Origin of the sequence: Rhodococcus sp. 05-340-2 (assembly GCF_002258915.1) — a bacterium.
GTDB lineage: Bacteria > Actinomycetota > Actinomycetes > Mycobacteriales > Mycobacteriaceae > Rhodococcoides.
This window is the reverse complement of sequence record NZ_NOYU01000043.1, coordinates 38,644-61,936: the sequence shown is the minus strand read 5'-3', so window position 1 is coordinate 61,936 and position 23,293 is coordinate 38,644. Positions and strand designations below refer to the sequence as shown.

Sequence of the window (23,293 nt, the reverse complement as noted above, 5' to 3'; positions counted from 1 at the left end):
ACTGCAGGCCCGCACTCGGTCCGGTATCGACGAGGAGATGTGTTCGATGACGTTGTTGGATTATCTGCCGTCGCTCAGAGGTGCACTGTCGTCGCGATTGGACCATGCCGTGTGGCCGAGTACGACGCACTATCGACACGGTCGAGTGACGGTGGCAGGAATGTTCCTCGACGACATCGCCGATCGCTACTCGACGCCGGTGTGCGTGATCGACGAGACCAGCCTGCGCGGCAGGTGCAATCGCATCGCGCTCGGGTCGTTCACAGCCGAAATGCTCTACCGGCCAGGCAGTGTGCTGGCTCCGGTTGTCGCGCGCTGGATAGGGGAGCAGCACTTGATACTGGTCGTCGAGTCGATGGCAGCGTTGTCGTCCGCCCGGCAGCTCGGTGTCGATCCCTCCCACATCGTCGGCAGAGCGCACAGCGCACAGGCTGCAGATCTGCTTCTGTCACTTCCGGTGGGTGAGCGAGTGGGCCGAATCGTCGTCGCCGCAGGTCTTCACCGGATTTCGGATGCGGACCGTGCCGTAGCCGTCGCCCAGTCGACTCTGGTCAGCACCGACGGCAATCGTGACTACGCGGAGAACGTCATCGCTCAGGTTGTCGATTGCCCTGCAACGGTATTCGACGGTGTCGAATGCAGCGCGTCCACCCTCGACGGCGTGTTCGCACGGATCGTCGAGTCTCTCGGGGTGATGGCTCAGGCCTACCGAGATCACGGCGTGCTCGGCAATCGCCTGCATCTACGGATCGATTCTCCGACGGGACTCGATACTGCGCTCCTGTCCGACGTCGTCGAAGACGCCATCGACGAAGGCTGCATCCGGCATCGCTTTCCGCGTCCGCAGCTTGCCGTCGAGACCGGGGAGTCGATCACCGACGCGTCCATGGTGACGGTGTGCCGCGTCCGGTCGATCGACCGGACGGATTCACACAGAGTCGTCGTGGTGGTGGACGGTGGAACCGGTTGCGTCCCTGCCGGTCCGGCCGCGGCGGTTATCGCCAACCGCCACAGCCTGGGCGGCGAGGAAGTGTTCGTACTCGCCGACGGCAGTGATCCTCTGCGTCGGTGCGTGATCGACTCCGAAGTGTCGCTCCCGGCAGATGTTCGGGTCGGTGACGTCCTCGCGATCGCCGACGGTCCCGGCGACTGCCCGAGCGTCCTGACACTGTCCGACGGGCAGGCCCACCATCTGGATCTGCTCCCCGAGATGCCTGCTCCGGTCCGCTTCACTCCACGAGTCGATACCCCATACCCGTCTCGGTGATGAGATGCCGAGGCTTGCCCGGATCGATTTCGAGCTTGCGTCGAAGTTGAGACATGTAGATCCTCAGATAGTTGGAGCCGTGATCGTGCCCTGGACCCCAGACAGTTCGGAGTAGTTCTTTCTGCCCCACCAGCTTGCCTGCATTGCGGGCCAGCATCTCGAGGACTCCCCATTCTGTACGCGTGAGATGCACGATCTCGCCGTCCCTGGTCACCCTCTTGGAGGCCAGATCGACGGTGAAGGACGAGGTGGTCACCAGCGGGTCCGTAGGGGACGTCGTGATGGCTCGTCTGCGGACAGCGACGCGTAGCCGGGCCAGGAATTCGTCCATCCCGAACGGTTTGGTGATGTAGTCGTCGGCACCGGCGTCGAGAGCGTCGATCTTGTCACCGCTGTCGGTGCGCGCGGACAGCACGATCACCGGAATCTCGCTCCATCCTCGCACACCGGCGAGCACGTCCAGGCCGCCGATGTCGGGCAGTCCGAGGTCGAGAATGACGACATCGGGGTGCTCGGACGCAATGGCGCGTAGCGCGCCGGTCCCGGTGGCCGCGGTGACGACGTTGTAACCGCGGGCGGCGAGGTTGATGCGCAGTGCGCGCACGATCTGCGGCTCGTCGTCGACAACCAGAACCTTGATCGCGGAACGCGATTCACCCATGGGTCTGCTCGGAGAAGTCGCCTCTGGCAGTCGATTCCGCTCGGGCCAATTCGACGGTCATGGTCACTCCGCCACCTGCAGTATCGGACACCGTCACCGAGCCTCCCATGGCCTCGACGAACCCACGCACAACGGAGAGTCCGAGCCCGACGCCCGTGGTGTTGTCGCGGTCGCCCGATCGTTGGAAGGACTCGAACACAGCCTCTTCGCTTCCGGGCGCGATCCCAGGGCCGCTGTCGGCAACGGTGATCACCGCTCGGTCGCCGATGTAGGCGGCCCCGACCCGCACCGGCGATCCGGGTGCGTGTCGCAGCGCATTGTCGATCAGATTCGCCAGCACGCGCTCGAGCAGACCCGCGTCGGCCGAGACAGCGACGTCGTCCACATCGACGATGACGAGCTCGCGACCCGTGTGCGTTCCGACGAGCGCTGCGTCCACGGCATCCTCGACGTACACGATGGACCGACTCGGCTGAATGACCCCCGCGGCCAATCGCGATGAATCGAGCAGGTTGCCCACCAGACCCGTCAGCTGGTCGGTCGATTCCTCGATGGTCGCCAACAGTTCAGCGGTGTCCTCGGCAGAGAATTCCACATCGGTCGCGCGCAGACTCGACACCGCAGCCTTGACCGCGGCGAGCGGTGTTCGTAGGTCGTGGCTGACCGCGGACAGCAGCGCCCGCCGAAGACGGTCGACTTCCTTCAGGCCTGCGGCGGTGCTGGCCTCCTGAGCGAGTTCGGTCTGCCTGATCAGACCCATTGCCTGGTTGGCCACTGCGCTGAGCACACGTCGATCGTGGGCACCGGTTTTGGTACCGGACAGGAGCAACGTGAAGGAACCGTCGGGGGTGTCGATCGCGGTGTCGGCGTCATCGGGCACGGCGGGTGGAGAGTCACCGACAGATTCGACGATGACACCAGCACCTCTGATGATCGAGACCGCGCGTTGGGAGTACGTCTCTCGCACTCGCTCCAACAGCGTTCGAATGTCGCCGCCGCGCAACACCGTTCCGGCGAACAGTGTCAGGAGTTCGGCTTCCTGTGACGCTCGCCGTGCTTCGCGGGTGCGTCGGGCGGCCGCGTCGACGAGAAAGGCCACTGCCACTGCCATGATGAGCAGTACAACGGTGGTGACGAAATTGTCGGGTTCGGCGATGGTGAAGCTGTACCGCGGATCGGCGAAGAAGTAGTTGAGCAACAATCCTGCGATCAACGCCGACAGTGCCGCGGGCGCAACGCCGCCCAGGAGCGCAACGGCGAGTACGACCATGAAGAACAGGGCACTCTCGCCGCCGAGATCGAGATATGGATCCACCAACAGCATCGCCATGGCCGAGACGACGGGTACGACCACTGCGGCAACCCAGGACAGAATTCGTCGGTGCTTCGGGTTGGGCGGGATCAGCCGCCCGAGCCGAAAACCTCGACTGATCTGGTTGTGGGTGACCATGTGTACGTCGATTTTGCCCGAGTTCTGAATGACCGCAGCGCCGATGCCCTCGTCCAGTATTCGAGCCCAGCGAGACCGCCGCGAGGTTCCGATGACGAGCTGGGTCGCGTTGGCCCCCCGTGCGAAGTCGAGCAGCGTGGTCGGCACGTCGTCACCGACGACACTGTGCATACTTGCGCCGAGACTTGCTGCGAGTACGCGGACTTTCCCCATCTGCGGTGCCGAGACGCCGGTGAGGCCGTCACCGCGGATCACGTGCAGCACCATCAGTTCTGCGCTGGACCGCGAGGCGATCCGGCTCGCGCGACGCAACAGGGTCTCGGACTCCGGTCCACCGGTCACCGAGACGACAACACGCTCGCGTGCCTCCCACGTGTCGGTGATGTCGTGTGTACTGCGGTATTTCGCCAACGCAGCGTCGACCTGATCGGCGATCCACAACAACGACAGTTCGCGCAGGGCAGTCAGATTGCCCTGACGGAAATAGTTGCTCAGCGCTGCGTCGACCTTCTCGGCTGCGTAGATGTTTCCGTGGGAGAGCCGGCGGCGCAGCGCTTCTGGAGCCACGTCGACCAATTCGATCTGTTCCGCTGCCCGCACAACCGAATCCGGGACGGTTTCTCGTTGCGGCACACCGGTGATCTGCTCGACGACATCGTTGAGGCTTTCCAGATGCTGCACATTCAGGGTGGAGACCACATCGATTCCCGCTGCCAGCAATTCCTCGACGTCCTGCCAACGCTTCTCGTGGGCGCTACCCGGAGTGTTGGTGTGGGCGAGTTCGTCCACGAGCACCAGCGAAGGTTCACGCTCGATGATCGCTGCGACATCGAGTTCCTGAGCGATCGATCCGCGGTAGTGAACTATCCGCGGAGGAACCAGTTCGATGCCGTCCAGTAATGCAGCGGTGCGGGCGCGGCCGTGGGTTTCCACCACGCCCGCGACCACATCGCACCCACGTTCTTGCCTGCGGTGCGCTTCACCGAGCATCGCGAAGGTCTTACCGACCCCCGGCGCGGCCCCGAGATAGATGCGCAATTCACCGCGATCGAGTCCTCCGGACCCCCGCTTGCCTGTCTTTTTTCCCATGTCGTCTACCCGCTGCCCTGGACCGTCGAGGCTCAGCTCGTACCGCACCCCGGTGCCGTCAGTCCCAGAGCGACATTGAGCTCCGGCACGTTCACCGTCTCGTTGCCGAGGAACCCGAGCTGCCTGCCGTCGGTGTGTTCGGCCACCAGAGCCGTCACCGCGTCGACGCTCATGTCGTTGACCTGCGCGACACGTTGGATCTGAATCGCGGCGTAGGCGGGGCTGATATCGGGATCGATACCCGAGCCGGATCCGGTGACCGCGTCCACCGGCACAGCGGCCGGGGCGACGCCTTCACGCTCGGCGATGACGGCACGACGTTCCTCGATGAATGCCGCCAGTGCTTCGCTACTGGGGCCCTGGTTGGTCGGCAACGACGCGGCCGGGTCGCTCACGGCAAAGGCATCCTCGTCGGAGATGGATCCGGTAACTCGGTTGTGGAAGAACGGATCCGGCGCTCCCTCTTCGACCTGCGGGTCGACCCCGATCAGGCTGCTGCCGACGATGCACCCGTTCGCGTCACGCAGCGGCGACCCCTCGGCAGAGCTGGATCCGATGCGGCTCACCGCCCATACCGCCGCCGGATACCCGATACCGACGATGACCGTCAGCGCCAGCAGCACCGACAGTCCTGCCACGATCTGACCGAGAAATCTCTGTACGAAACGCATGTCAGCCTATCCCTGGGATGAAACGAACGACGAGGTCGATGAGCCAGATCCCGATGAACGGGGTGATGACACCGCCCACTCCGTAGAGCAGCAGATTGCGGCGCAGCAGTGTCGAAGCGCTCGACGGGACGTAACGAACACCCTTGAGCGCCAGCGGAATCAGCCCGATGATCACCAGAGCGTTGAAGATGACCGCGGACAGGATCGCCGATTCGGGGGTGGCTAGCCGCATGATGTTGAGGCCGTCGAGTTGTGGGTAGACGACGCTGAACATCGCCGGCAGAATCGCGAAGTACTTCGCGAGGTCGTTGGCGAGGGAGAACGTCGTCAATGCTCCGCGGGTGATCAGCAACTGCTTACCGATCTCGACGACCTCGATCAACTTGGTCGGATCGGAATCGAGATCCACCATGTTGCCGGCCTCTTTTGCTGCCGACGTTCCGGTGTTCATCGCGACACCCACGTCGGCCTGCGCCAGAGCGGGGGCGTCGTTGGTGCCGTCGCCCGTCATCGCGACCAGCCGGCCGCCTTCCTGCTCCTTGCGGATCAATGCGAGCTTGTCCTCGGGTGTGGCCTCGGCGAGGAAGTCGTCGACACCTGCTTCGGCTGCAATGGCTTTCGCGGTCCGCGGATTGTCACCCGTGACCATGACGGTCCTGATGCCCATGGCCCGCAACTGAGCGAATCGCTCCGCGATGTGGGGCTTGACGACATCGGAGAGTTCGATGACACCCAGTGCGCGGGCAGGACCGCCCTGGGGTGCAGTGGCGACCACCAGGGGTGTCCCGCCCATCTCGGCGATGCTGTTCGAGATGTCGTCTATCTCGACGGCGATCGACGGACCGCCGTTGCTGCGCACCCATGCCAGCACCGAATCGGAAGCCCCCTTACGGACCTGGGTGCCGTCGAGATCGATTCCGCTCATACGTGTTTGGGCGGTGAAGGCGACGAACTCGCCGGTCTTCTCGGTGTCCGTGGCGTGCAGCGGCAACGAGTATTCCAGTCCGCACAGATCGACGATGCTGCGACCTTCGGGTGTGCCGTCGGCGAGTGAGGACAACCGTGCTGCTGCGGCGAGTTCGCCTGCCGTCGTGCCGGGTGCGGGATGAAGCCCGGTGGCGCGACGGTTGCCGAAGGTGATCGTGCCGGTCTTGTCCATCAAGAGTGTGTCGATGTCGCCCGCTGCCTCGACGGCGCGGCCGGACATCGCCAGGACGTTGCGCTGAACCAGTCGGTCCATACCGGCAATTCCGATGGCGGACAACAACGCTCCGATGGTGGTCGGAATCAGGCATACAAGTAGCGCGATCAGCTTGATCGGGTCTTGCTGCTCGCCGCCGTACGCGCCCATCGGTCCGATCGCGACGACGGCCAGCATGAAGATGATCGTCAGCGAAGCCAACAGGATGTTCAGCGCGATCTCGTTCGGGGTCTTCTGGCGCGATGCACCCTCGACGAGGGCAATCATCCGGTCGACGAAAGTCTGTCCCTGGGCCGCGGTGATCCGTACGACGATTTCGTCGGAGAGAACTCCGGTGCCGCCGGTCACTGCGGAACGGTCACCGCCCGATTCGCGGACGACCGGCGCAGATTCGCCGGTGATGGCCGACTCGTCCACGCTCGCAATGCCTTCGATGACATCGCCGTCTCCGGGAATGATCTCGCCGGCCGAGACGACGACCTCGTCACCGACCTTCAATTCGGTGCCGGGAACCTCTTCGATGGTCCCGTTCGATGTCCGACGGCGCGCGACCGTGTCTCGCTTGACGGCACGCAGGCTCGCGGCCTGGGCCTTGCCTCGGCCCTCGGCCACGGACTCGGCAAGGTTGGCGAACAACAGCGTGAACCACAGCCACGCCGCTACGAGCCAGGAGAACACGGAAGGATCGAGGACCGCGAGCACGGTGGTGACGACGGAGCCGATGAGTACGACGAACATGACCGGGTTGCGGGCAAGATGCCGAGGGTCGAGTTTGGCGAACGCGGACGGCAGTGACGTCCACATCTGCCGGGGGCTGAAGTAACCGGATCGAACCGGGGTGGGGGAGTCGTCGACGTCGGACTCGTCGTCGATGAGCCTGGATGAGGTGACGGTCATTGCAGTGCCTCTGCGATCGGGCCCAAAGCCAGGGCCGGGAAGAAGGTCAGTGCCGCAACAAGAACGGCGGTTCCGAGTACCAGTCCGGTGAACAGCGGTCCGGTCGTGGGAAGAGTGCCCGGGTTCGGAGCGGTGCGTTTGGACGTGGCGAGCGAACCGGCCAGTGCCAGCACGAAGATGATCGGCAGGAAGCGTCCGAGCAGCATCGCGATGCCCAGGGAGGTCTGGAACCAGTCGCTGGTGACGGTCAACCCGCCGAACGCGCTGCCGTTGTTGTTCGAGGCGGAGGCGTAGGCGTAGAGGACCTCGGTGAATCCGTGGATCGATCCCGGCGTACCTGGGTCACCCGAATTGCCCTGGAAGCCGGTCGTGGAGGACAGGATCACGGTGATCGAGGTGCCGATCAGAACCAATGCGGGCATCACCAGTACCGACAGTGCGGCGAGAGTGATCTGGCGCTGCCCGATCTTCTTGCCGAGATACTCGGGCGTACGCCCCACGAGGAGTCCACCCACGAACACCGCGATGATCGCCAGCACGAGCAGTCCGTACAGACCGGTTCCGACACCACCCGGGGCGATTTCACCGAAGAGCATGTTGAGCAGGACTGCTCCTCCGCCGAGCGGGGACATACTGTCGTGCGCGGAATTGACTGCGCCGGTGGAGGTTCCCGTCGTTGCGACGGCGAAAAGGGTGGATCCGGGGATGCCGAACCGAACTTCCTTGCCCTCCATCATCGAACCTGCGGCCTGTGCTGCGACGCCGCGCGCACCGGACTCCGCGACGGCAGCGACAGTGAGGAGAGCTGCGAACAGTGTCGCCATGACTGCCAGCAGGGTCAGACCTTGACGACGGTCGCCGACCATCGTGCCGAAGGTGCGGGTCAGTGCCACCGGGATGAGCAGGATCGAGATGATCTCGACGACGTTGGACAACGGGGTCGGGTTCTCGAACGGGTGCGCGGAGTTCGCGCCGAGGATCCCGCCACCGTTGGTGCCCAGTTCCTTAATCGCTTCCTGTGACGCGACGGGAGCCAATGCATTGGAGACGGACGACCCGTCGAGCCCTGTCGAAGGGAAGCCCGTGCTGAAGGACTGAATTACGCCTTGCGTCAACAGAATCAGCGCGATGACGAACGACAGAGGTAGAAGGATGCGTAGGATTCCTCGAACGAGATCGACCCAGAAGTTTCCGATCTCGCCGCCGGTCCGCACGCGCACGAAGCCTCGGATGACGGCGATGGCGACAGCGAGGCCGACGGCGGCAGAAACGAAGTTCTGCACTGCCAAGCCCAGGGGCTGCGTCAGGTTCGACATCGTCGTCTCGGGTGTGTACGACTGCCAGTTGGTGTTGGAGACGAAGGAGATCGCGGTGTTGAACGCGACCGACGGGCTCACTCCCGACAGTCCTCCGTTCAGTGGAAGTACACCCTGAACTCGTTGCAGCACATAGAGAAAGAGGACGCTCGCAGCGGAGAAGCCGAGTAGCGAGAGTGCGTATCCGACCCAGGTCTGCTGGGACCGTGGGTCGATCCGGCAGAGGCGGTAGATCAGCTTTTCGATACGAAGATCTGCCCACACGGTCGTGCCGCCGCGCGTGCGCTGCAGGGTGGCTGTACTCCCCGCGGCGCCGAGGCTTCCTGCGTCTGTATCGACATCATGTTCGGTGGCAAAGACTTTCGCCATGTAGTCGCCGAGGGGCACGTACGCGATCGCCAGAACGACGACGACCACGAGGATCTGGAGCGATGCTGCCAGAGCTGCAGTCATGTTCTCAGAACCTCTCCGGGTCGAGCAGAGCGACGAACAGATAGATGACCACTGCGGCGGCGATCACCACGAGTACGACGTTGATGGTTCCGTCGAGCGTCATTTCGCCTTCGCCTTCGTAGTGGCAGTGGTCGCCAACGCCCGCAGAATCAGTGCACACACACCGAATCCCGCGGCCGTGACGAGGAGATAACCCAAATCAGCCATGAACGTTCGAGCCTCTTCGACATAGTGCGGTCCAACGCATCTTCAGCGCTGGCGGTCCAACGCATCATCAGCGCTGGTCGGAGGGCTTATGGCCCTCCGGTCACCGATATGTTTACGCCGTCGAAATTGGCCTGAAGACGATCCTTACGGATCCTTTACGCCTGGGAATTCAGTCATGACACAAATATGACGCGGCCTTTTAGTCAGCTCTCTCCCAGCAGAGCCGAGCGCTGCTCGGTGACGACCGCGCGGATCGCGTCGACCACTGCCGATACCTCCGGTCGTCGCAAGGTTTCGGTGCGGGTGACGAGCCAGTAGGTCAGTTTCACCGCGATGGCGTCGGGCAGGATTCGTCGTAGGTCGGGGTGGCGGTCGGCCATGAAGCACGGCAGCAGTCCGATGCCCGCCGAGGCGCGAGTGGCCTCGACGTGGACGAAGACGTTGGTGGAGGTGACCGATTCGCGCATCGTCGGGGTGAAGTTGGGGGCCAGATCCAGATCGTCGACGTGCAACATGGAGTCGATGAAATAGATGAAGGGGTGTGCGGAGAGGTCGGCCGGCACCTGCGGCGTTCCGTGGTCCTTCAGATAGGCCTCGGATGCGTAGAGGCCGAGTAGATAGTCCCCGAGTCGGATGGCCTCGGCGCGATGCACCTGCGGTTGGCCGACGACGATCTCGATGTCCAGGCCAGATCGTTGCTGCGACGCGCGCCGGGTGACCGCCACGATCTCCACGGACACCCGCGGATGAGCACGCTGCACCCGCGCCGCGGCCGGAGCCGCGATGTAGGCGCTGAATCCGTCGGTCGCGGAAATACGTACGACGCCCTCCAACGCACCTGCGTCGGTCGAGACGAGGGTCCGTAGCGCATCCTCGACGGCCTCGGCAGCGGCCAGCGCGCCGCGGCCCAGCTGTGTCAGTTCCCAGCCACCGGCACCTCGGGTCAGGACGCGGCCGCCGAGCGTGTCCTCGAGTGCGGCGATGCGTCGGGAAATGGTCGTGTGGTTGATCCCCAGGTCGTCGGCCGCGGAGCTGTAGCGACCGGTTCGACTGACAGCGAGCAGCACCAGCAGGTCGTCTGCACTGGGGATCTTCGCGCCACCGAGCGTCATGTGTGCAGTTTTGCAGATCCGACCTGCGTTCATGGCTCTTGCGCCCACAAACATCTGCACCAATACTCAGAGCAACCCGCAGTTGTGTGGTCCATCACATGCATGAACGTGACGTGCTGAGTAACACAGGAGAAAACATGAGCGTCGATCAGCCGCTGACAGAACGACCCGAACCGGATCCCGATGCCACCCCCACAGGCCTGAAGAAGGTCGTCGGAGCATCGATGGCAGGCACCATCGTCGAGTGGTACGAGTTCTTCCTCTACGGCACCGCCGCAACACTGGTGTTCAGCAAGATCTTCTTCGCTGCCGGAACCAGTGAGCTCGACGCGATCCTCGCGGCCTTCGTCACGTACGCCGTCGGCTTCGTCGCCAGGCCGTTGGGCGGCATCGTCTTCGGCCACTACGGCGACAAGTACGGCCGAAAGAAGTTGCTGCAGTTCAGCCTCGTCCTCGTCGGCGGAGCCACGTTCCTCATGGGCTGCCTACCGACCTTCGAGGCGATCGGCTACTGGGCCCCGGCCCTGCTGGTGACGCTGCGATTCATCCAGGGCTTCGCCGTCGGAGGCGAATGGGGCGGCGCGGTTCTCCTCGTCGCAGAACACAGCCCCAACAAGTCTCGCGGATTCTGGGCCAGCTGGCCGCAGGCAGGCGTCCCCGCAGGCAACCTGCTCGCCACCGTCGCGCTGCTCGTCCTGACCACCACCCTGTCCGACGAGGCCTTCCTCAGCTGGGGCTGGCGCGTCGCGTTCTGGCTCTCCGCCGTCATCGTCTTCGTCGGCTACTACATCCGCACCAAGGTCTCCGACGCCCCGATCTTCCTCGAGGCCCACAAGCAGGCCGAGGTCATCAAGGCCGCGTCGTACGGCGTCTTCGAGGTCGTCAAGCGTTACCCGCGTGGCGTCTTCACCGCGATGGGACTGCGCTTCGGTGAGAACGTCATGTACTACCTCGTCGTCACCTTCTCCATCACGTACCTCTCGGTCGAGGTGGGTACCGATACCTCCACGATCCTGTGGTGGATGCTGATCGCCCACGCGATCCACTTCTGCACGATTCCGTTGGTGGGCAAGCTCGCCGACCGCATCGGTCGTCGCCCGGTCTACTTCGCCGGTGCCGTCACCGCGGCGACGTGGGGTTTCTTCGCCTTCCCGATGATGAACAGCGGCCACAATGTCGTGATCATGCTGGCCATCATCATCGGCCTGATGTTCCACGCCTTCATGTACGCCACACAGCCGGCCATCATGGCCGAGATGTTCCCGACGCGGATGCGGTACTCCGGTGTGTCCCTCGGCTACCAGGTCACCTCGATCGTCGCCGGTTCGCTGGCCCCGATCATCGCCGTGAAGCTGCTCGACGTCTACGGCTCGTCCGTCCCGATCGCGGTGTACCTCGCCGTGGCCTGCGCCATCACCGTCGTGGCGGTCGTCGTCGCTCGGGAGACCAAGGGACTGGCGCTCGAGAGCATCGATATCGCCGACGCCAAGAACCTGGCCACCGAGGCCGAGCTGGCGAAGGCCGGTCTCAAGTGACCGACCTGAACGGACGCTCCGCCCTCGTCACCGGGGGAGCGTCCGGCATCGGGGCCGCCTGCGCTCGCGAGCTGGCCGGCCGGGGTGCGCACGTCACCGTCGCCGATGTGAACGACGTTGCGGCAAAGGAATTGGCGTCGGAGATCGGCGGTGACGTCTGGTCGGTGGATCTGCTCGACACCACCGCGCTGGACGACCTCCGCTTGGACGTCGACATCCTGGTCAACAATGCGGGCATCCAGACCGTCGCACCGATCGTCGACTTCGACCCCGGCGCATTCCGCAGAATCCAGACGCTGATGGTCGAGGCTCCGTTCCTGCTCGTTCGAGCTGCGTTGCCGCACATGTACTCTCGCGGCTTCGGTCGAGTGATCAACCTGTCGTCGGTGCACGGACTGCGGGCCTCGGAATTCAAGGTCGCCTACGTCACCGCCAAGCACGCACTCGAAGGACTGTCGAAAGTGACGGCCCTCGAAGGCGCAGCCCACGGAGTGACGAGCAACTGCGTCAACCCGGGATACGTCCGAACGCCGCTGGTGGAAAAACAGATCGCCGACCAGGCCAAGGCACACGACATCCCCGAGAACGAGGTACTCGAGAAAGTCCTGCTGACCGAGGCGGCCATCAAGCGACTCGTCGAACCGGACGAAGTCGCCTCACTGGTGGGGTGGTTGACCTCCGAGAACGCGGGCATGGTCACCGGCGCGTCGTACACCATGGACGGTGGTTGGTCGGCTCGCTAGGTTCGGTGCCGCCCGCTCGGCGTCAATGGACCACTGCATACGTCTGAACGCTGCACTGTGCCATTGACGCAGAGCGCGCCGCCGCGTGAATGGACCACTGCATACGTCTGAGCGGTGCAATGGTCCATTGACGCGAACGGGGTAGACGCGAACGGGGTGGGCGCGCGGCCCGGTTGACGCGGGCAGGCGAATGGCAACACCCTCGAACAGCAAGAAGCCCCCGTGACATGTCACGGGGGCTTCTCTGGCGGAGGATAGGGGATTTGAACCCCTGAGGGCGTTAACCCAACCCGCGTTCCAGGCGAGCGCCATAGGCCACTAGGCGAATCCTCCGTGGGGGAGCTTACCCGGTTACCCCCACCATCTCCCAAATCGGGAGGCGCGAAGGGTGGTGATGCGTTGCCCGACGGGAGGCGGCTACACTTCCTAACGGATCCCGCGCGGCGCGCATCCTGTGAACTCCCCCAGGGCCGGAAGGCAGCAAGGGTCAATGGGCTCTGCCGGGTGCGCGGGGTCCCCTTTATTTCAGTGACATCAACACTGTCCGGGGAACCAGTCACCGAGAGGCCGCTCCGCATGTCAGCGCAAACCCAGTTGGGTCTGATGAACCATGAGGAGCTTGCCTCCGAGCACGAGCGGCAGAGCGCGAAGTACACGCAGCTCAAGACCGAGAAACTCGCACTCGACCTCACCCGTGGCAAGCCGTCACCCGAGCAGCTCGATCTCGCAGCCGACCTGCTGACGCTCCCGGGCGCGGATTTCAAGGACGGCAACGGCACCGATTGCCGCAACTACGGCGGCCTTGCCGGCCTGCCCGAACTGCGGGCCATCTTCGGTGAACTCCTCGGCATCCCGGTGAAGAATCTGCTGGCCGGCAACAACGCCAGCCTCGAAATCATGCAGGACCTCGTCGTCTGGGCGCTGCTGCACGGTTTGCCCGACTCGCCGCGAGCCTGGTCGGCCGAGCCGAACGTGCGCTTCCTGTGCCCGGCCCCCGGCTACGACCGGCACTTCGCGATCACCGAGAGCTTCGGCATCGAGATGGTCCCCGTTCCCGTGGGACCCGACGGCCCGGACGTCCACGAGATCGCCAACCTGGTGGCGTCGGATCCGCAGATCAAGGGCATGTGGGTGGTCCCGAACTACTCCAACCCCACCGGTGCCGTGTACTCGGAGGACGTGGTTCGCGCGCTGGCCACCATGCCCACTGCTGCACCCGACTTCCGTCTGTTCTGGGACAACGCCTACGCGGTGCATCCGCTGACCGAGGAATTCGCGCCGTCCTACGACGTCATCGGCATGGCCGCCGAGGCCGGTTTCCCCAATCGTGCGTTCGTGTTCGCCTCGACGTCGAAGGTCACGTTCGCCGGTGCGGGCGTCAGCTTCTTCGGCAGCTCCGAGGAGAACCTCGCCTGGTATCAGAAGCACCTCGGCAAGAAGAGCATCGGCCCGGACAAGCTGAACCAGCTGCGGCACCTGCGTTTCTTCGGTGATGCCGAAGGTGTGCGGGCCCACATGGCCAAGCATCGAGAGATCCTGGCTCCCAAGTTCGCTCTGGTGCAGCAGATTCTCGAGGACCGGCTCGGTGCGTCGAAGATCGCGTCGTGGACCGAACCCAAGGGCGGTTACTTCATCAGCCTCGACGTGCTCGAGGGCACGGCTGGGCGGTCGATCGCGCTGGCCAAGGACGCCGGAATTGCTCTGACGGCCGCCGGTTCGGCCTTCCCGTACGGAAAAGATCCGGAAGACAAGAACATTCGCCTCGCCCCGAGCTTCCCCTCGCTCGGTGAGCTGGAGAAGTCGATGGACGGCGTCGCGACCTGCGTATTGCTGGCCGCGACCGAAAAGTTGCTCGAAGGCTGACGCACGTGAGCGGAACCTCGCAGCAGGCTACGAGGTTCCGCTCACATGCGGCGAAGCCGCTCAGTGTCCGACGACTACCGCACCTTCGGGAGCCGAAGGCAACGGTCCGTTCTTCAGAAGCGTGGCCGAGAGCACCGCGCCGAGCAGGAAGATTCCCGACGCCCACCAGAACGTGGTGGTGTAGCTGGCGATCTCCGCGTTGGCCTGCAGCAAGGCCGCATCGGTTGCCGTCGCCATGTTCGAGCTGACGTAGCTGGTCGCCGCATTGGCGGCCACGGTACTCAGCAGCGCGGTGCCGATCGAACCACCGACCTGCTGCATCGTGTTCACCGTCGCCGATGCGACGCCGGAGTCGTCCGGATCGACGCCCGAGATCGCGCCCTGCATGGCCGGGGCCATGGTGGCACCGAGGCCGAGGCCCATGATGACCAGGCCGGGCAGGATGTGCGTGACGTAGCTGCTGTCGACGTCGATCTGCGTCAGCAGTGCCATGCCGATGGACGCCACGACCAGGCCGGTCGTCATCAGGATGCGGGGTCCGAAGCGGGGGAGAACCAGCGCGGTCGACAGTGTCGCGGTGAGGATGAGCGACGCGATCATCGGCATGAACGCGAACCCGGTGGTGATGGGTGTGTACTTCAGCGTGTTCTGCAGGTAGTAGGTCAGGAACAGGAACACTGCGAACATGCCTGCGCCGGTGACGAATACGGCGAGGAACGACCCTGCGCGAGTCCGGTTCAGGACGATCCGCAGCGGCAGCAACGGATGCTCGACGCGCATCTGGATGGTCACGAACACCGCGAGCAGCACCACACCTGCGGCCAGGAATCCGAGGGTGACCGAGTTGCCCCAGCCGTCGGACTCGGCGTGAGCGAAGCCGTAGACGATGGAGAACAGTGCGGCCGAGACGGCGAGGGTGCCGGGGATGTCGAGCTTGGGCCGGACATCGACCTTGTGCTTGGCCAGGAACAGGAACCCGCCGACGAATGCGAGCGCGGCGAAGATCAGGTTGACGTACAGGCTCCAGCGCCAGTTGGCCCATTCGGTGAGCATGCCGCCGAGCAGCAGGCCGAGGGCGCCGCCGCCGCCGGCGATGGCACCGAAGATGCCGAATGCCTTGGCGCGTTCCTTGGTGTCGGTGAAGGTGGTGGCCAACAGGGACAGGGCCGCGGGGGCGAGCAGAGCGCCGAAGAGACCCTGACCGGCGCGAGCCGCGACCAGCATGCCGAAGTTGACGGCCGCGCCGCCCACTGCCGACATCAGCGCGAAGCCGACGAGCCCGATGAGGAAGGTGTTGCGTCGTCCGAAGAGGTCGCTCAGTCGTCCACCGAGCAGCAGCAGGCTGCCGAACGCGAGTGCGTACGAGGTGACGACCCAGGAGCGGTCGGCGTTGTCGAAGCCCAGGTCGAGCTGGGCGGCGGGGAGTGCGATGTTCACGATGGTCGCGTCGAGCACGACCATGAGCTGAGCCAGTCCGAGCGTCGCGAGAATCAGCCAACGATTCCGATGCGAACGTTCGTCGACCGGCGAGGTGGTCGACGTGGCGTCGCCCACGTTCTCCGATGAAAGGGTGGTCATAGTGTCCTCGGTTCGACTATGCGGAGGTGTACCCTCCGGTTGTAGAGCTAAGGTAGCAGCTAAGTGGAGGAATGTCCTCCGCTTATCGGGTGAAACGGACATCGAATGAGTGTGAGAGCGGACACAGCGGCATCGAAGCCGCTACGGGCAGATGCCGAGCGCAATCGACGACGCATCGTCGACGCGGCCCGTGAGCTGTTCGCCTCGCACGGCATCGACATCACGCTCGACGACGTCGCAGCGCACGCCAAGGTGGGCGTCGGTACCGTCTATCGACGCTTTTCGTGCAAGGAAGAACTGATCGACGGCGTGTTCGAGCAGCGTCTCGAAGACATGCTCGCCACCGCACAGCGCGCGCTCGAGGCCCAGGACCCGTGGGAGGGGCTGGTGCAGTTCCTGACCGATGTGTGTGAGGGAATGTCGGCGGACCGCGGTCTCGGTGACGTCGTCCTCGGGTCCGACGAGGGCTGCCGCGGTATTGCTCAGGTTCGCTCGCGCATCGATCCGTTCTTCGAGAAGATCGTCGATCGAGCACTGGCGTCCGGGCAGCTACGGCCGGACGTGGCGGTCAACGACTTCTATCCCGTGCTCGGCATGATCGGCTCGTGCGTCGAATTCTCCAGCGCCGTCGACGCCGCCAACTGGCGTCGCTACTTCACCGTGCTGCTCGACGGCTTGCGGGGTGACGGCGTCCCCCGATCGGCTCTGCCGGGGCGTCCCTTCACCAGCGACGAGGTCGACGCGGCCAAGACTGCGATGCATCGCCGACGCCGCTGATCGTGAGGAGCCCGAACCAGCCCCTATGCGTTGTGTGGTGCATCACGTAAGGTGCGTCACGATAAGTGCTACACGGGGTAGCGCTCACTTGAAGACAAGTGATCGACGTTGGGGGTTTCCAGGGTGCGGTACAAGCGCGTGTTCGGTTCGGCCGTCGCAGTGGCGGCAGTGTTCATCGGGGTGACGGCACCGGCCGTGTCGGCTGCTCCGTCCACGGGTTCGACCGTCGAATCCGATTTCTACGTTCCACCGAGTCCGCTGCCCGCAGGCTCGCCGGGTGACGTGATTCGGTCGGAGCCGTCGAATCTGGCTCTGTCGGTTCCCGGAATCGGCGGTCCGCTGCCCGGCGCGGCAACGCGAATCATGTACCGCAGCACCGATTCCAACGACGCAGCCAATGCTGTCACGGGAACCTACATCGATCCTGCTGCGGAGTGGACCGGGCCCGGTCCGCGTCCGCTCGTCGTCCTCGCCCCGGGAACACAGGGGCAGGGCGATCAGTGTGCGCCGTCGAAGATGCTCAACAACGTCATCACCTACACCCCGCCGCTCGGCTTCATGGTCGAGTACGAGGTGCTCGCGGCGTACTCGCTGCTCTCGCAGGGTTACGGCGTGGTCATCACCGATTACGAGGGTCTCGGTACGCCGGGTGCGCACACCTACGTCAATCGCGCCTCGGAAGCTCACGCTGTGCTCGACGCGGCCCGCGCAGCGCAGAACCTGCAGGGCACCAAGATCTCCGCTGATGGCCCGGTGGCCGCGTACGGCTACTCCCAGGGTGGTGGCGCAGCCGCTGCCGCAGCGGAACTCGCCGATGAGTACGCACCCGAGATGAACCTCGTCGGCACCTACGCAGGCGCACCTCCCGCGGATCTGAAGGCGACCCTCGAGCAGGTCGACGGCACCATTCTGACCGGCGTCATCGGGTACACCCTCAACGGTCTGCTCAACTCCGACCCCGGCCTGCGGCCCATCATCGACGAGAACATCAACGACGCAGGCAAGGCCATGCTGAATCTGGTCGCGAATCAGTGTGTCGGAGAAACGATTCTGAACGTCGGGCTGCACCGCACCAACGAGTACACCAAGACCGGTGAGCCGTTGTCGGTGGTGCTGGACAGGCTGCCCGTCGCTCAGGAGGTCCTGGCCAAGAACAAGATCGGCGAGCGGACGCCGAATGCTCCGGTGCTGATTCAGTCCGGTACGTCCGACGACATCGTTCCCCACGGACAGGCCGTCGGACTGGCCGGTGACTGGTGCGGCAAGGGTGCCACCGTGCAGCTGAGCGCCGCGCAGGTTCCGGCCATCGTGCCGGGTTCCGGTGCAGGACACCTCATTCCGGACCTCCTCGGCCTCGGCGAGGCGCAGAACTGGATCAAGGACCGGTTCTACGGAGTGCCCGCGCCGTCCAACTGCTGATCTGTCGAAGTACGGCCCGTGCGAATCAGCGCGGGCCGTACATGATCACCGCGACACCGATCAGTGCGATCGACGCACCGGTGATGTCCCAGCGGTCGGGTCGAAAGCCGTCGAGCACCATCGCCCACACCAGAGATCCAGCGACGAACACTCCGCCGTACGCGGCGAGGATGCGACCGAAGTTCGCGTCGGGCTGGAGGGTGGCGACGAAGCCGTAGGCGCCGAGGGCGATCACGCCCGCTCCCGCCCAGAGCCACCCGCGATGCTCGCGGATTCCCTGCCACACCAGCCATGCCCCACCGATCTCGAACACAGCTGCCACCGCGAACAGCATGACCGACCTCACAATGTTCATGCGACAAAGGCTCCCACAGCAGCGACTCGGTGTAGAAGGATGCGTTTGGGGGTACAGGCCTACAGGCCCCGCGTCGAGGGCCGATTCGGTAGGGGTGAGTGGTACATGCGGGACAGTTACACGGAGGCGCTGGACTCACTGGCGTCGAACCTGTCCGAAATGTCGAGAATTGCCGAAAAGGCGATGGTCGATGCCACCAGTGCGCTGCTGACCGCCGATATCGTGCTGGCCGAGCAGACCATCGAATACCGCGAGGAGATCGACGCACTCGCGGCCGATTGGGAACACGGAGCCTTCGGCTTCCTGGCCCTGCAGGCACCCGTTGCCCACGATCTACGACGCGTCGTCTCCGGAATCAACATCGTCGCCGATCTGCAGCGGATGGGCGGCCTCGCCGTCCACGTCGCAGAACTGGTCCGTCGTCGCCATCCCGCGCACGTACTGCCGCCCGAGGTCGAGGGTGTGTTCGAGCAGATGGGTCGAGTTGCCGTCGCGCAGGCGGAGGCAACGCAGCGCGTCCTGGAAACCCGAGACGCCGAACTCGCCGCCGACCTGCGAATCCAGGATCAGGAAATGGACGCGCTGCACCGCAGCCTGTTCATGCTGACCTCCGCACCCGACTGGCCGCACGGCGTCCCGGCCGCAGTGGACATCACGCTGCTCGGGCGCTTCTACGAGCGATACTCCGACCACACCGTCGAGGTCGCCAAACGAGTCATCTTCCTGGTGACCGGCGATCGCCTCACCGACGAGTCATAGTCTGCGCGAACGGCCCGAAGATGGCAGGATCGGCACGATGAAACGTGACGTCTCTGCGTACCTCGATGTCGACGTGACCGAGGCCAGCACCCTCGAGTTCCAGATCGCAATCGCTCCGCATCCAGGAACCGATGTGTGGGAAGCACTCTCGTTCACACTCGACGGTCAGCCGATCGAAGCGCAGGAGATCAGCGGTGCTCACGGCACCCGTATCCACAAGATCCACGCCGGCGTCGGCAAGCTCGAGGCGTCGTACTCGGCAACGATCTACGGCAACACCGAGCCTGCTCCGGTCTCCGATTACGACCTCTCGCTGTACCTGCGGCCCAGCCGATACTCCGAGGCAGACAAGTTCTTCGGCTTCGCGGCAACGGAATTCGGGTCCTACCCGCCGTCGGAGAAGCTGCTCGCCGAGGTCTCGTCCTGGGTCGGAGCGCGGCTGAGCTACGTCCCGGGCAGCAGCGACCCCATCGACGGCGCGGTCGACACCCTCCTCGCCGGTGCCGGAGTGTGCCGCGACTACACCCACCTCGTGGTGGCACTGCTGCGCGCAGTCAACGTCCCCGCTCGCCTGGTCGCGGTGTACGCACCGGGCTGCGATCCGATGGACTTCCACGCGGTCGCCGAAGCGTTCGTCGAAGGACAGTGGCGAGTGGTGGACGCGACGTGCCTCGCACCGCGATCGACCCTGGTGCGCATCGCCACCGGACGCGACGCAGCCGACACCGCCTTCCTCGACAACCACGGCGGATCGATCATCCTCAACAGCGCCGTCGTCGGTGCCGTCGTCGACGGACCGCTGCCCTTCGACGACATCACCCAGTTGGTCTCGATCACCTGATCTGCACGCTCTGCTCCTGGCACCCGCCATCGCAGGGCATGGCAGGATCGGTCTCATGTCTCGCACACTGCACCTCGTCGGCGATCCTGAGGCCGATGCACTGCTCGCCGAGGATCCCTTCGCACTGTTGATCGGCATGCTGCTCGATCAGCAGGTACCGATGGAATCGGCGTTCGCAGGACCGAAGAAGCTCGTCGACCGTCTCGGTGACCTGAAGGTCGACACCGTCGCCGACGCCGATCCGGAGGAATTCGCGACCCTGTGCGCGCAGACCCCGGCCGTCCATCGGTTCCCCGGTTCGATGGCCAAGCGCATCCAGGGGCTCGCGGCGTTCCTGGTCGAGAACTACGACGGGAAGCCGCAGGAGATCTGGACCCGCGACGATCCCGACGGTGCCGAAGTGCTCAAGCGTCTCAAAGCGCTCCCCGGCTACGGCGATCAGAAGGCCCGCATTTTTCTCGCACTGCTCGGCAAGCAGATGGGCGTCACGCCCGACGGGTGGCGCAAGGCCGCCGGAGCGTACGGCGACGACGGTGCGCGTCGATCCATCGCCGACGTGGTGGACGAGAAATCGCTGCTCGAGGTTCGCGAGTTCAAGAAGGCAGCGAAAGCCGCAGCCAAGAACAAGTAAGTCTGTCGGTGCCCGTCGATACAGTGACCAGAACTTTCACCGGGGGGCGAGATGACCGAGAGTATCGGGACCTACGAGGGCTGGCTGGCGTCTCTCGACGAGGACGCACTGACCGATCTGCTGCACCGTCGGCCGGACGTGGCCACCGACCCGCCACCGCGCTCGTTCGGCTTGCTCGCGCAGTTGCTCGGTGCACCGTCTCGGGTGTCGATGCTGCCGCGTCGACTCGACAGTGGCGCGCTCGCTCTCCTCGAATTGTTCGCGCTCATGGGCGATCTGAGCCGCGCCGAGATTGGGCACTGGGCCAGTGAGGGCCCGATCAACGAGACACCGCACATCGATGCCGCTCTCGCCACACTGACGGCCTACGGGTTGATCTGGCCGCACTCCTCACCCGGCGCCGGCACCGTCGAGTATTCGGCCATCGATCTGTCCGGGGTGTTCTCGCATCCGTTCGGACTTGCCCGCAGGCAGCGAAAGCTGTTCCTGCACTGCGCCGTCGAGCAGGACCGGCTGGCTGTGCTGTCGTTCCTCGGTATCGACCCGATGCTCGAGCGAGGGGCGCGCGCCGACTCCGTTGCAACTGCGATGACGCCCGAGCGTATCCGCGCACTGTTCGACGGCGGGCCGGAGGAGATGCGAGCGATGTTGTCTCGCTTCGTCGATGGCAAGCCGGTGTCACTGATCTTCGACATTCCATCGAGCGCGGGGACCCCTGCCTTCGAGCGTGGATTGTTGTATCGACTCGACGGGCACCGTGTCGAGATGCCGCTGGAGGTGAGCATCGCCTTGCGCGGGGTCGGGTGGCGTTTGCCCATCGAACTCACGCCGCCGACCTTCGATACCCGAGTGCTCTCGCACGACGACGTGCGGCGCACTCGTTCCATTGCGCTGCTGCAGTTCTGCGAACACACGCAGGCGTTGCTGACGGCCGTCGACGCCGACGGCCTGACGACGATGAAGACCGGTGGCATCAGTGCCAAGGAACTCCGGTCGCTGACGAGCAGGTTGGGATTCGCCGACGAACACGACACCGCGTTGATGCTGATGCTGGCACGCGAAGCCGGGCTGCTGGCCGAACGCGGAAAGACCGGCGTCGCGTTGACTGCGGCCTACGAGACGTGGTCGACGAGCACCCGAGCCGAACAGGCGGCCACGCTGGTGACCGCGTGGTGGAGTTCGCCTTTCACTCCCACTCACCGAGTTCCCCGTGCGTCGCAGAAGACGGTTCCGGTGCTCAAGAAGATGCTCGACGACCCCGCGGCAGCGGACCTGCGCGCGACGGCGCTGACAGCTCTGCTCCGATACGAGGACGCCGACTCACCGGTGACGGTTCTGCACGATTCGGAGGACTTCGACCGGTACCTGGACTGGCACATCCCGGTCGTCTCGACGAGCGCCGGGCCCGGTCACGTGCACGCGCTGTGGCGGGAGGCCGGTCGACTCGGGATACTGGCCGACGGTGCGCCGACCGATCTGTGCCGCACGCTCACCGAGTTCCCTGTGGGTCGAGACGGTGACCCTCACGAAATCCGTGCGGCTCTGGCCGCACAGTTGCAGGACATGGCGGAGTGGGTTCCGTTCTCCGTTCGGCTGCTGCCCGATTCCACGGCGGTGGTGACCGGGCCACCCAGCACCGAAGTGGCGTCGATACTCGGCGCGGCCGCACAGCCCGAGTCGAGGGACGTCGCATCGGTCTGGCGGTTCACCCCGGCGACCATCCGGGGTTTCTTCGACACCGGCGGCACCGGCGAGGAGTTGATCGATGCCTTGACCGCGATGGCCGACACCGACCTGCCGCAGGCTCTGAACTACACGATCCGGGACTGCTGGCGCACCTACGGCGCACTGGCCGTACGCAGGATTCCCTGCGCCATCGTTTCCGAGGACGTCGTCCTGCTGACGAACATCGAGACCGACGAGTCCCTGGCCGTGCTGCAGTTCCAGCGCCTCGCGCCCACCGTCCTCGTCAGTTCGGCCACGCCGATCGACACCATCGCCGTGCTCCGCAGGAACGGATACTCCCCGGTGCGGCACTCCGACACCGGGCAACTCCAACTCGACAGCGCACCTCGGATCCGCGCGGGAGACAACCGGCCGACGCATCGTGCCGTCCATCCGGCGCAGCATCGACGCGAACCACGAGAACTCGCGCGGCTCCTGCTGGCCGGTGGCAGCGGCACCGTCGACGAGGCACGATTGAGGTCTGCACTGGACTCCCACAGCCGGCTGCTGCCCCGTGAGCTGGATCTGTTGACCGACGCCGCAGCGCGCGGCACACCCGTCTCCATCGACTACCAGAACTCGAGGGGAGCCATCGTGCGGCACGCGATCTCGGATGCGCTGCAGGACGGCCACTGGCTGTACGCGCTCTCGGAATCGACCGGCGGCCGCGAGAGCTTCGCCATCATGAACATCAGAGCGGTGTCCACCGGCCCACAATGACCGGCGATGCAACTGTGTCCGTG

Annotated in this window: 19 protein-coding genes, 1 tRNA gene and 1 other RNA gene; 11 read left to right on the top strand and 10 right to left on the bottom strand. The window is 64.8% G+C overall.

Annotated features, from left to right (window positions below):
- Positions 1–46: 46 nt before the first annotated feature.
- Complete coding sequence (locus CH271_RS28000; protein WP_094635713.1) at positions 47–1,267, top strand: hypothetical protein; 1,221 nt, start codon at positions 47–49, stop codon at positions 1,265–1,267.
- Here the strand turns inward: CH271_RS28000 and CH271_RS27995 are convergent.
- From CH271_RS27995 to CH271_RS27965, 7 genes are all read right to left on the bottom strand, one after another.
- Positions 1,230–1,928, bottom strand: coding sequence for a response regulator (locus tag CH271_RS27995; protein ID WP_037187725.1), 699 nt, complete (start codon positions 1,926–1,928; stop codon positions 1,230–1,232). The genes CH271_RS28000 and CH271_RS27995 overlap by 38 nt on opposite strands.
- Complete coding sequence (locus CH271_RS27990; RefSeq protein ID WP_094635712.1) at positions 1,921–4,467, bottom strand: sensor histidine kinase; 2,547 nt, start codon at positions 4,465–4,467, stop codon at positions 1,921–1,923. Before CH271_RS27990 ends, CH271_RS27995 begins: the two co-directional genes overlap by 8 nt.
- A 32-nt stretch (positions 4,468–4,499) precedes the next feature.
- Positions 4,500–5,138: a potassium-transporting ATPase subunit C gene (locus tag CH271_RS27985; protein ID WP_094635711.1), complete on the bottom strand. Its 639-nt coding sequence runs from the start codon at positions 5,136–5,138 to the stop codon at positions 4,500–4,502.
- A 1-nt stretch (position 5,139) separates the two neighbouring features.
- A complete protein-coding gene (gene kdpB / locus CH271_RS27980; RefSeq protein WP_094635710.1) occupies positions 5,140–7,236 on the bottom strand; it encodes a potassium-transporting ATPase subunit KdpB in 2,097 nt (698 codons plus the stop codon).
- The gene (gene kdpA, locus CH271_RS27975; RefSeq protein ID WP_094635709.1) at positions 7,233–9,005 is read right to left on the bottom strand and encodes a potassium-transporting ATPase subunit KdpA; all 1,773 of its coding nucleotides are present in this window, start codon (positions 9,003–9,005) and stop codon (positions 7,233–7,235) included. The genes kdpB and kdpA overlap by 4 nt, the downstream gene beginning before the upstream one ends.
- A 4-nt stretch (positions 9,006–9,009) precedes the next feature.
- Entirely contained in the window at positions 9,010–9,108 is a 99-nt protein-coding gene (gene kdpF, locus CH271_RS27970) for a K(+)-transporting ATPase subunit F (protein ID WP_080734555.1), read from the bottom strand.
- A 307-nt stretch (positions 9,109–9,415) separates the two neighbouring features.
- Complete coding sequence (locus CH271_RS27965; RefSeq protein WP_179274691.1) at positions 9,416–10,324, bottom strand: LysR family transcriptional regulator; 909 nt, start codon at positions 10,322–10,324, stop codon at positions 9,416–9,418.
- A gap of 137 nt (positions 10,325–10,461) precedes the next feature.
- Here CH271_RS27965 and CH271_RS27960 point away from each other — a divergent pair, with 137 nt between their 5' ends.
- Positions 10,462–11,859, top strand: coding sequence for an MFS transporter (locus tag CH271_RS27960; RefSeq protein ID WP_094635707.1), 1,398 nt, complete (start codon positions 10,462–10,464; stop codon positions 11,857–11,859).
- Complete coding sequence (locus CH271_RS27955) at positions 11,856–12,602, top strand: 3-hydroxybutyrate dehydrogenase (RefSeq protein WP_037187737.1); 747 nt, start codon at positions 11,856–11,858, stop codon at positions 12,600–12,602. Before CH271_RS27960 ends, CH271_RS27955 begins: the two co-directional genes overlap by 4 nt.
- A 245-nt stretch (positions 12,603–12,847) precedes the next feature.
- Here CH271_RS27955 and CH271_RS27950 read toward each other — a convergent pair.
- Positions 12,848–12,935: transfer RNA gene (locus CH271_RS27950), tRNA-Ser, on the bottom strand.
- 95 nt (positions 12,936–13,030) lie between these two features.
- On the opposite strand from CH271_RS27950, the gene ffs reads away from it, so the two are divergent.
- Positions 13,031–13,125: signal recognition particle sRNA small type (gene ffs, locus CH271_RS27945), an RNA gene on the top strand.
- 53 nt (positions 13,126–13,178) lie between these two features.
- The gene (locus CH271_RS27940; RefSeq protein WP_094635706.1) at positions 13,179–14,465 is read left to right on the top strand and encodes an aminotransferase class I/II-fold pyridoxal phosphate-dependent enzyme; all 1,287 of its coding nucleotides are present in this window, start codon (positions 13,179–13,181) and stop codon (positions 14,463–14,465) included.
- A gap of 60 nt (positions 14,466–14,525) precedes the next feature.
- Here the strand turns inward: CH271_RS27940 and CH271_RS27935 are convergent, their stop codons facing one another.
- Positions 14,526–16,043, bottom strand: coding sequence for a DHA2 family efflux MFS transporter permease subunit (locus CH271_RS27935; protein ID WP_170945875.1), 1,518 nt, complete (start codon positions 16,041–16,043; stop codon positions 14,526–14,528).
- Between the two features lie 105 nt (positions 16,044–16,148).
- Here CH271_RS27935 and CH271_RS27930 point away from each other — a divergent pair, with 105 nt between their 5' ends.
- The gene (locus CH271_RS27930; RefSeq protein ID WP_094635705.1) at positions 16,149–16,820 is read left to right on the top strand and encodes a TetR/AcrR family transcriptional regulator; all 672 of its coding nucleotides are present in this window, start codon (positions 16,149–16,151) and stop codon (positions 16,818–16,820) included.
- A 123-nt stretch (positions 16,821–16,943) separates the two neighbouring features.
- Entirely contained in the window at positions 16,944–18,239 is a 1,296-nt protein-coding gene (locus tag CH271_RS27925; RefSeq protein WP_037187747.1) for a lipase family protein, read from the top strand.
- Between the two features lie 25 nt (positions 18,240–18,264).
- Here the strand turns inward: CH271_RS27925 and CH271_RS27920 are convergent, their stop codons facing one another.
- Positions 18,265–18,594, bottom strand: a complete 330-nt coding sequence (locus CH271_RS27920) for a YnfA family protein (RefSeq protein ID WP_037187749.1) — start codon at positions 18,592–18,594, stop codon at positions 18,265–18,267.
- A gap of 105 nt (positions 18,595–18,699) precedes the next feature.
- Between CH271_RS27920 and phoU the strand changes: the two genes are divergently transcribed.
- Genes phoU through CH271_RS27900 form a run of 4 tightly spaced genes read left to right on the top strand, consistent with a single transcriptional unit; the run spans position 18,700 to position 23,270 of the window.
- Positions 18,700–19,353, top strand: coding sequence for a phosphate signaling complex protein PhoU (gene phoU / locus CH271_RS27915; protein ID WP_037187751.1), 654 nt, complete (start codon positions 18,700–18,702; stop codon positions 19,351–19,353).
- Positions 19,354–19,390: 37 nt separating this feature from the next.
- Entirely contained in the window at positions 19,391–20,194 is an 804-nt protein-coding gene (locus CH271_RS27910) for a transglutaminase-like domain-containing protein (RefSeq protein WP_052047332.1), read from the top strand.
- Positions 20,195–20,249: 55 nt separating this feature from the next.
- Positions 20,250–20,825 (top strand): HhH-GPD-type base excision DNA repair protein, encoded by a 576-nt coding sequence (locus CH271_RS27905; protein ID WP_094635704.1) that lies wholly within the window; start codon positions 20,250–20,252, stop codon positions 20,823–20,825.
- 51 nt (positions 20,826–20,876) lie between these two features.
- On the top strand, positions 20,877–23,270 hold the full coding sequence (locus CH271_RS27900) for a helicase-associated domain-containing protein (protein WP_094635703.1): 2,394 nt from the start codon (positions 20,877–20,879) through the stop codon (positions 23,268–23,270).
- The last annotated feature ends 23 nt before the right edge of the window (positions 23,271–23,293 follow it).

Excerpts from the sequence above, each read along its gene's own strand:
- CH271_RS27965 (WP_179274691.1), bottom strand. The coding sequence starts at position 10,324 with ATGACGCTCGGTGGCGCGAAGATCCCCAGTGCAGACGACCTGCTGGTG.
- CH271_RS27995 (WP_037187725.1), bottom strand. The coding sequence starts at position 1,928 with ATGGGTGAATCGCGTTCCGCGATCAAGGTTCTGGTTGTCGACGACGAG.
- CH271_RS27935 (WP_170945875.1), bottom strand. The coding sequence starts at position 16,043 with ATGACCACCCTTTCATCGGAGAACGTGGGCGACGCCACGTCGACCACC.
- CH271_RS28000 (WP_094635713.1), top strand. The coding sequence starts at position 47 with ATGACGTTGTTGGATTATCTGCCGTCGCTCAGAGGTGCACTGTCGTCG.
- CH271_RS27910 (WP_052047332.1), top strand. The coding sequence starts at position 19,391 with ATGAAACGTGACGTCTCTGCGTACCTCGATGTCGACGTGACCGAGGCC.
- CH271_RS27960 (WP_094635707.1), top strand. The coding sequence starts at position 10,462 with ATGAGCGTCGATCAGCCGCTGACAGAACGACCCGAACCGGATCCCGAT.
- kdpF (WP_080734555.1), bottom strand. The coding sequence starts at position 9,108 with ATGACGCTCGACGGAACCATCAACGTCGTACTCGTGGTGATCGCCGCC.
- CH271_RS27930 (WP_094635705.1), top strand. The coding sequence starts at position 16,149 with ATGAGTGTGAGAGCGGACACAGCGGCATCGAAGCCGCTACGGGCAGAT.
- kdpB (WP_094635710.1), bottom strand. The coding sequence starts at position 7,236 with ATGACCGTCACCTCATCCAGGCTCATCGACGACGAGTCCGACGTCGAC.
- CH271_RS27920 (WP_037187749.1), bottom strand. The coding sequence starts at position 18,594 with ATGAACATTGTGAGGTCGGTCATGCTGTTCGCGGTGGCAGCTGTGTTC.
- CH271_RS27900 (WP_094635703.1), top strand. The coding sequence starts at position 20,877 with ATGACCGAGAGTATCGGGACCTACGAGGGCTGGCTGGCGTCTCTCGAC.
- CH271_RS27985 (WP_094635711.1), bottom strand. The coding sequence starts at position 5,138 with ATGCGTTTCGTACAGAGATTTCTCGGTCAGATCGTGGCAGGACTGTCG.
- CH271_RS27905 (WP_094635704.1), top strand. The coding sequence starts at position 20,250 with ATGTCTCGCACACTGCACCTCGTCGGCGATCCTGAGGCCGATGCACTG.
- phoU (WP_037187751.1), top strand. The coding sequence starts at position 18,700 with ATGCGGGACAGTTACACGGAGGCGCTGGACTCACTGGCGTCGAACCTG.
- CH271_RS27990 (WP_094635712.1), bottom strand. The coding sequence starts at position 4,467 with ATGGGAAAAAAGACAGGCAAGCGGGGGTCCGGAGGACTCGATCGCGGT.
- CH271_RS27940 (WP_094635706.1), top strand. The coding sequence starts at position 13,179 with ATGTCAGCGCAAACCCAGTTGGGTCTGATGAACCATGAGGAGCTTGCC.
- kdpA (WP_094635709.1), bottom strand. The coding sequence starts at position 9,005 with ATGACTGCAGCTCTGGCAGCATCGCTCCAGATCCTCGTGGTCGTCGTC.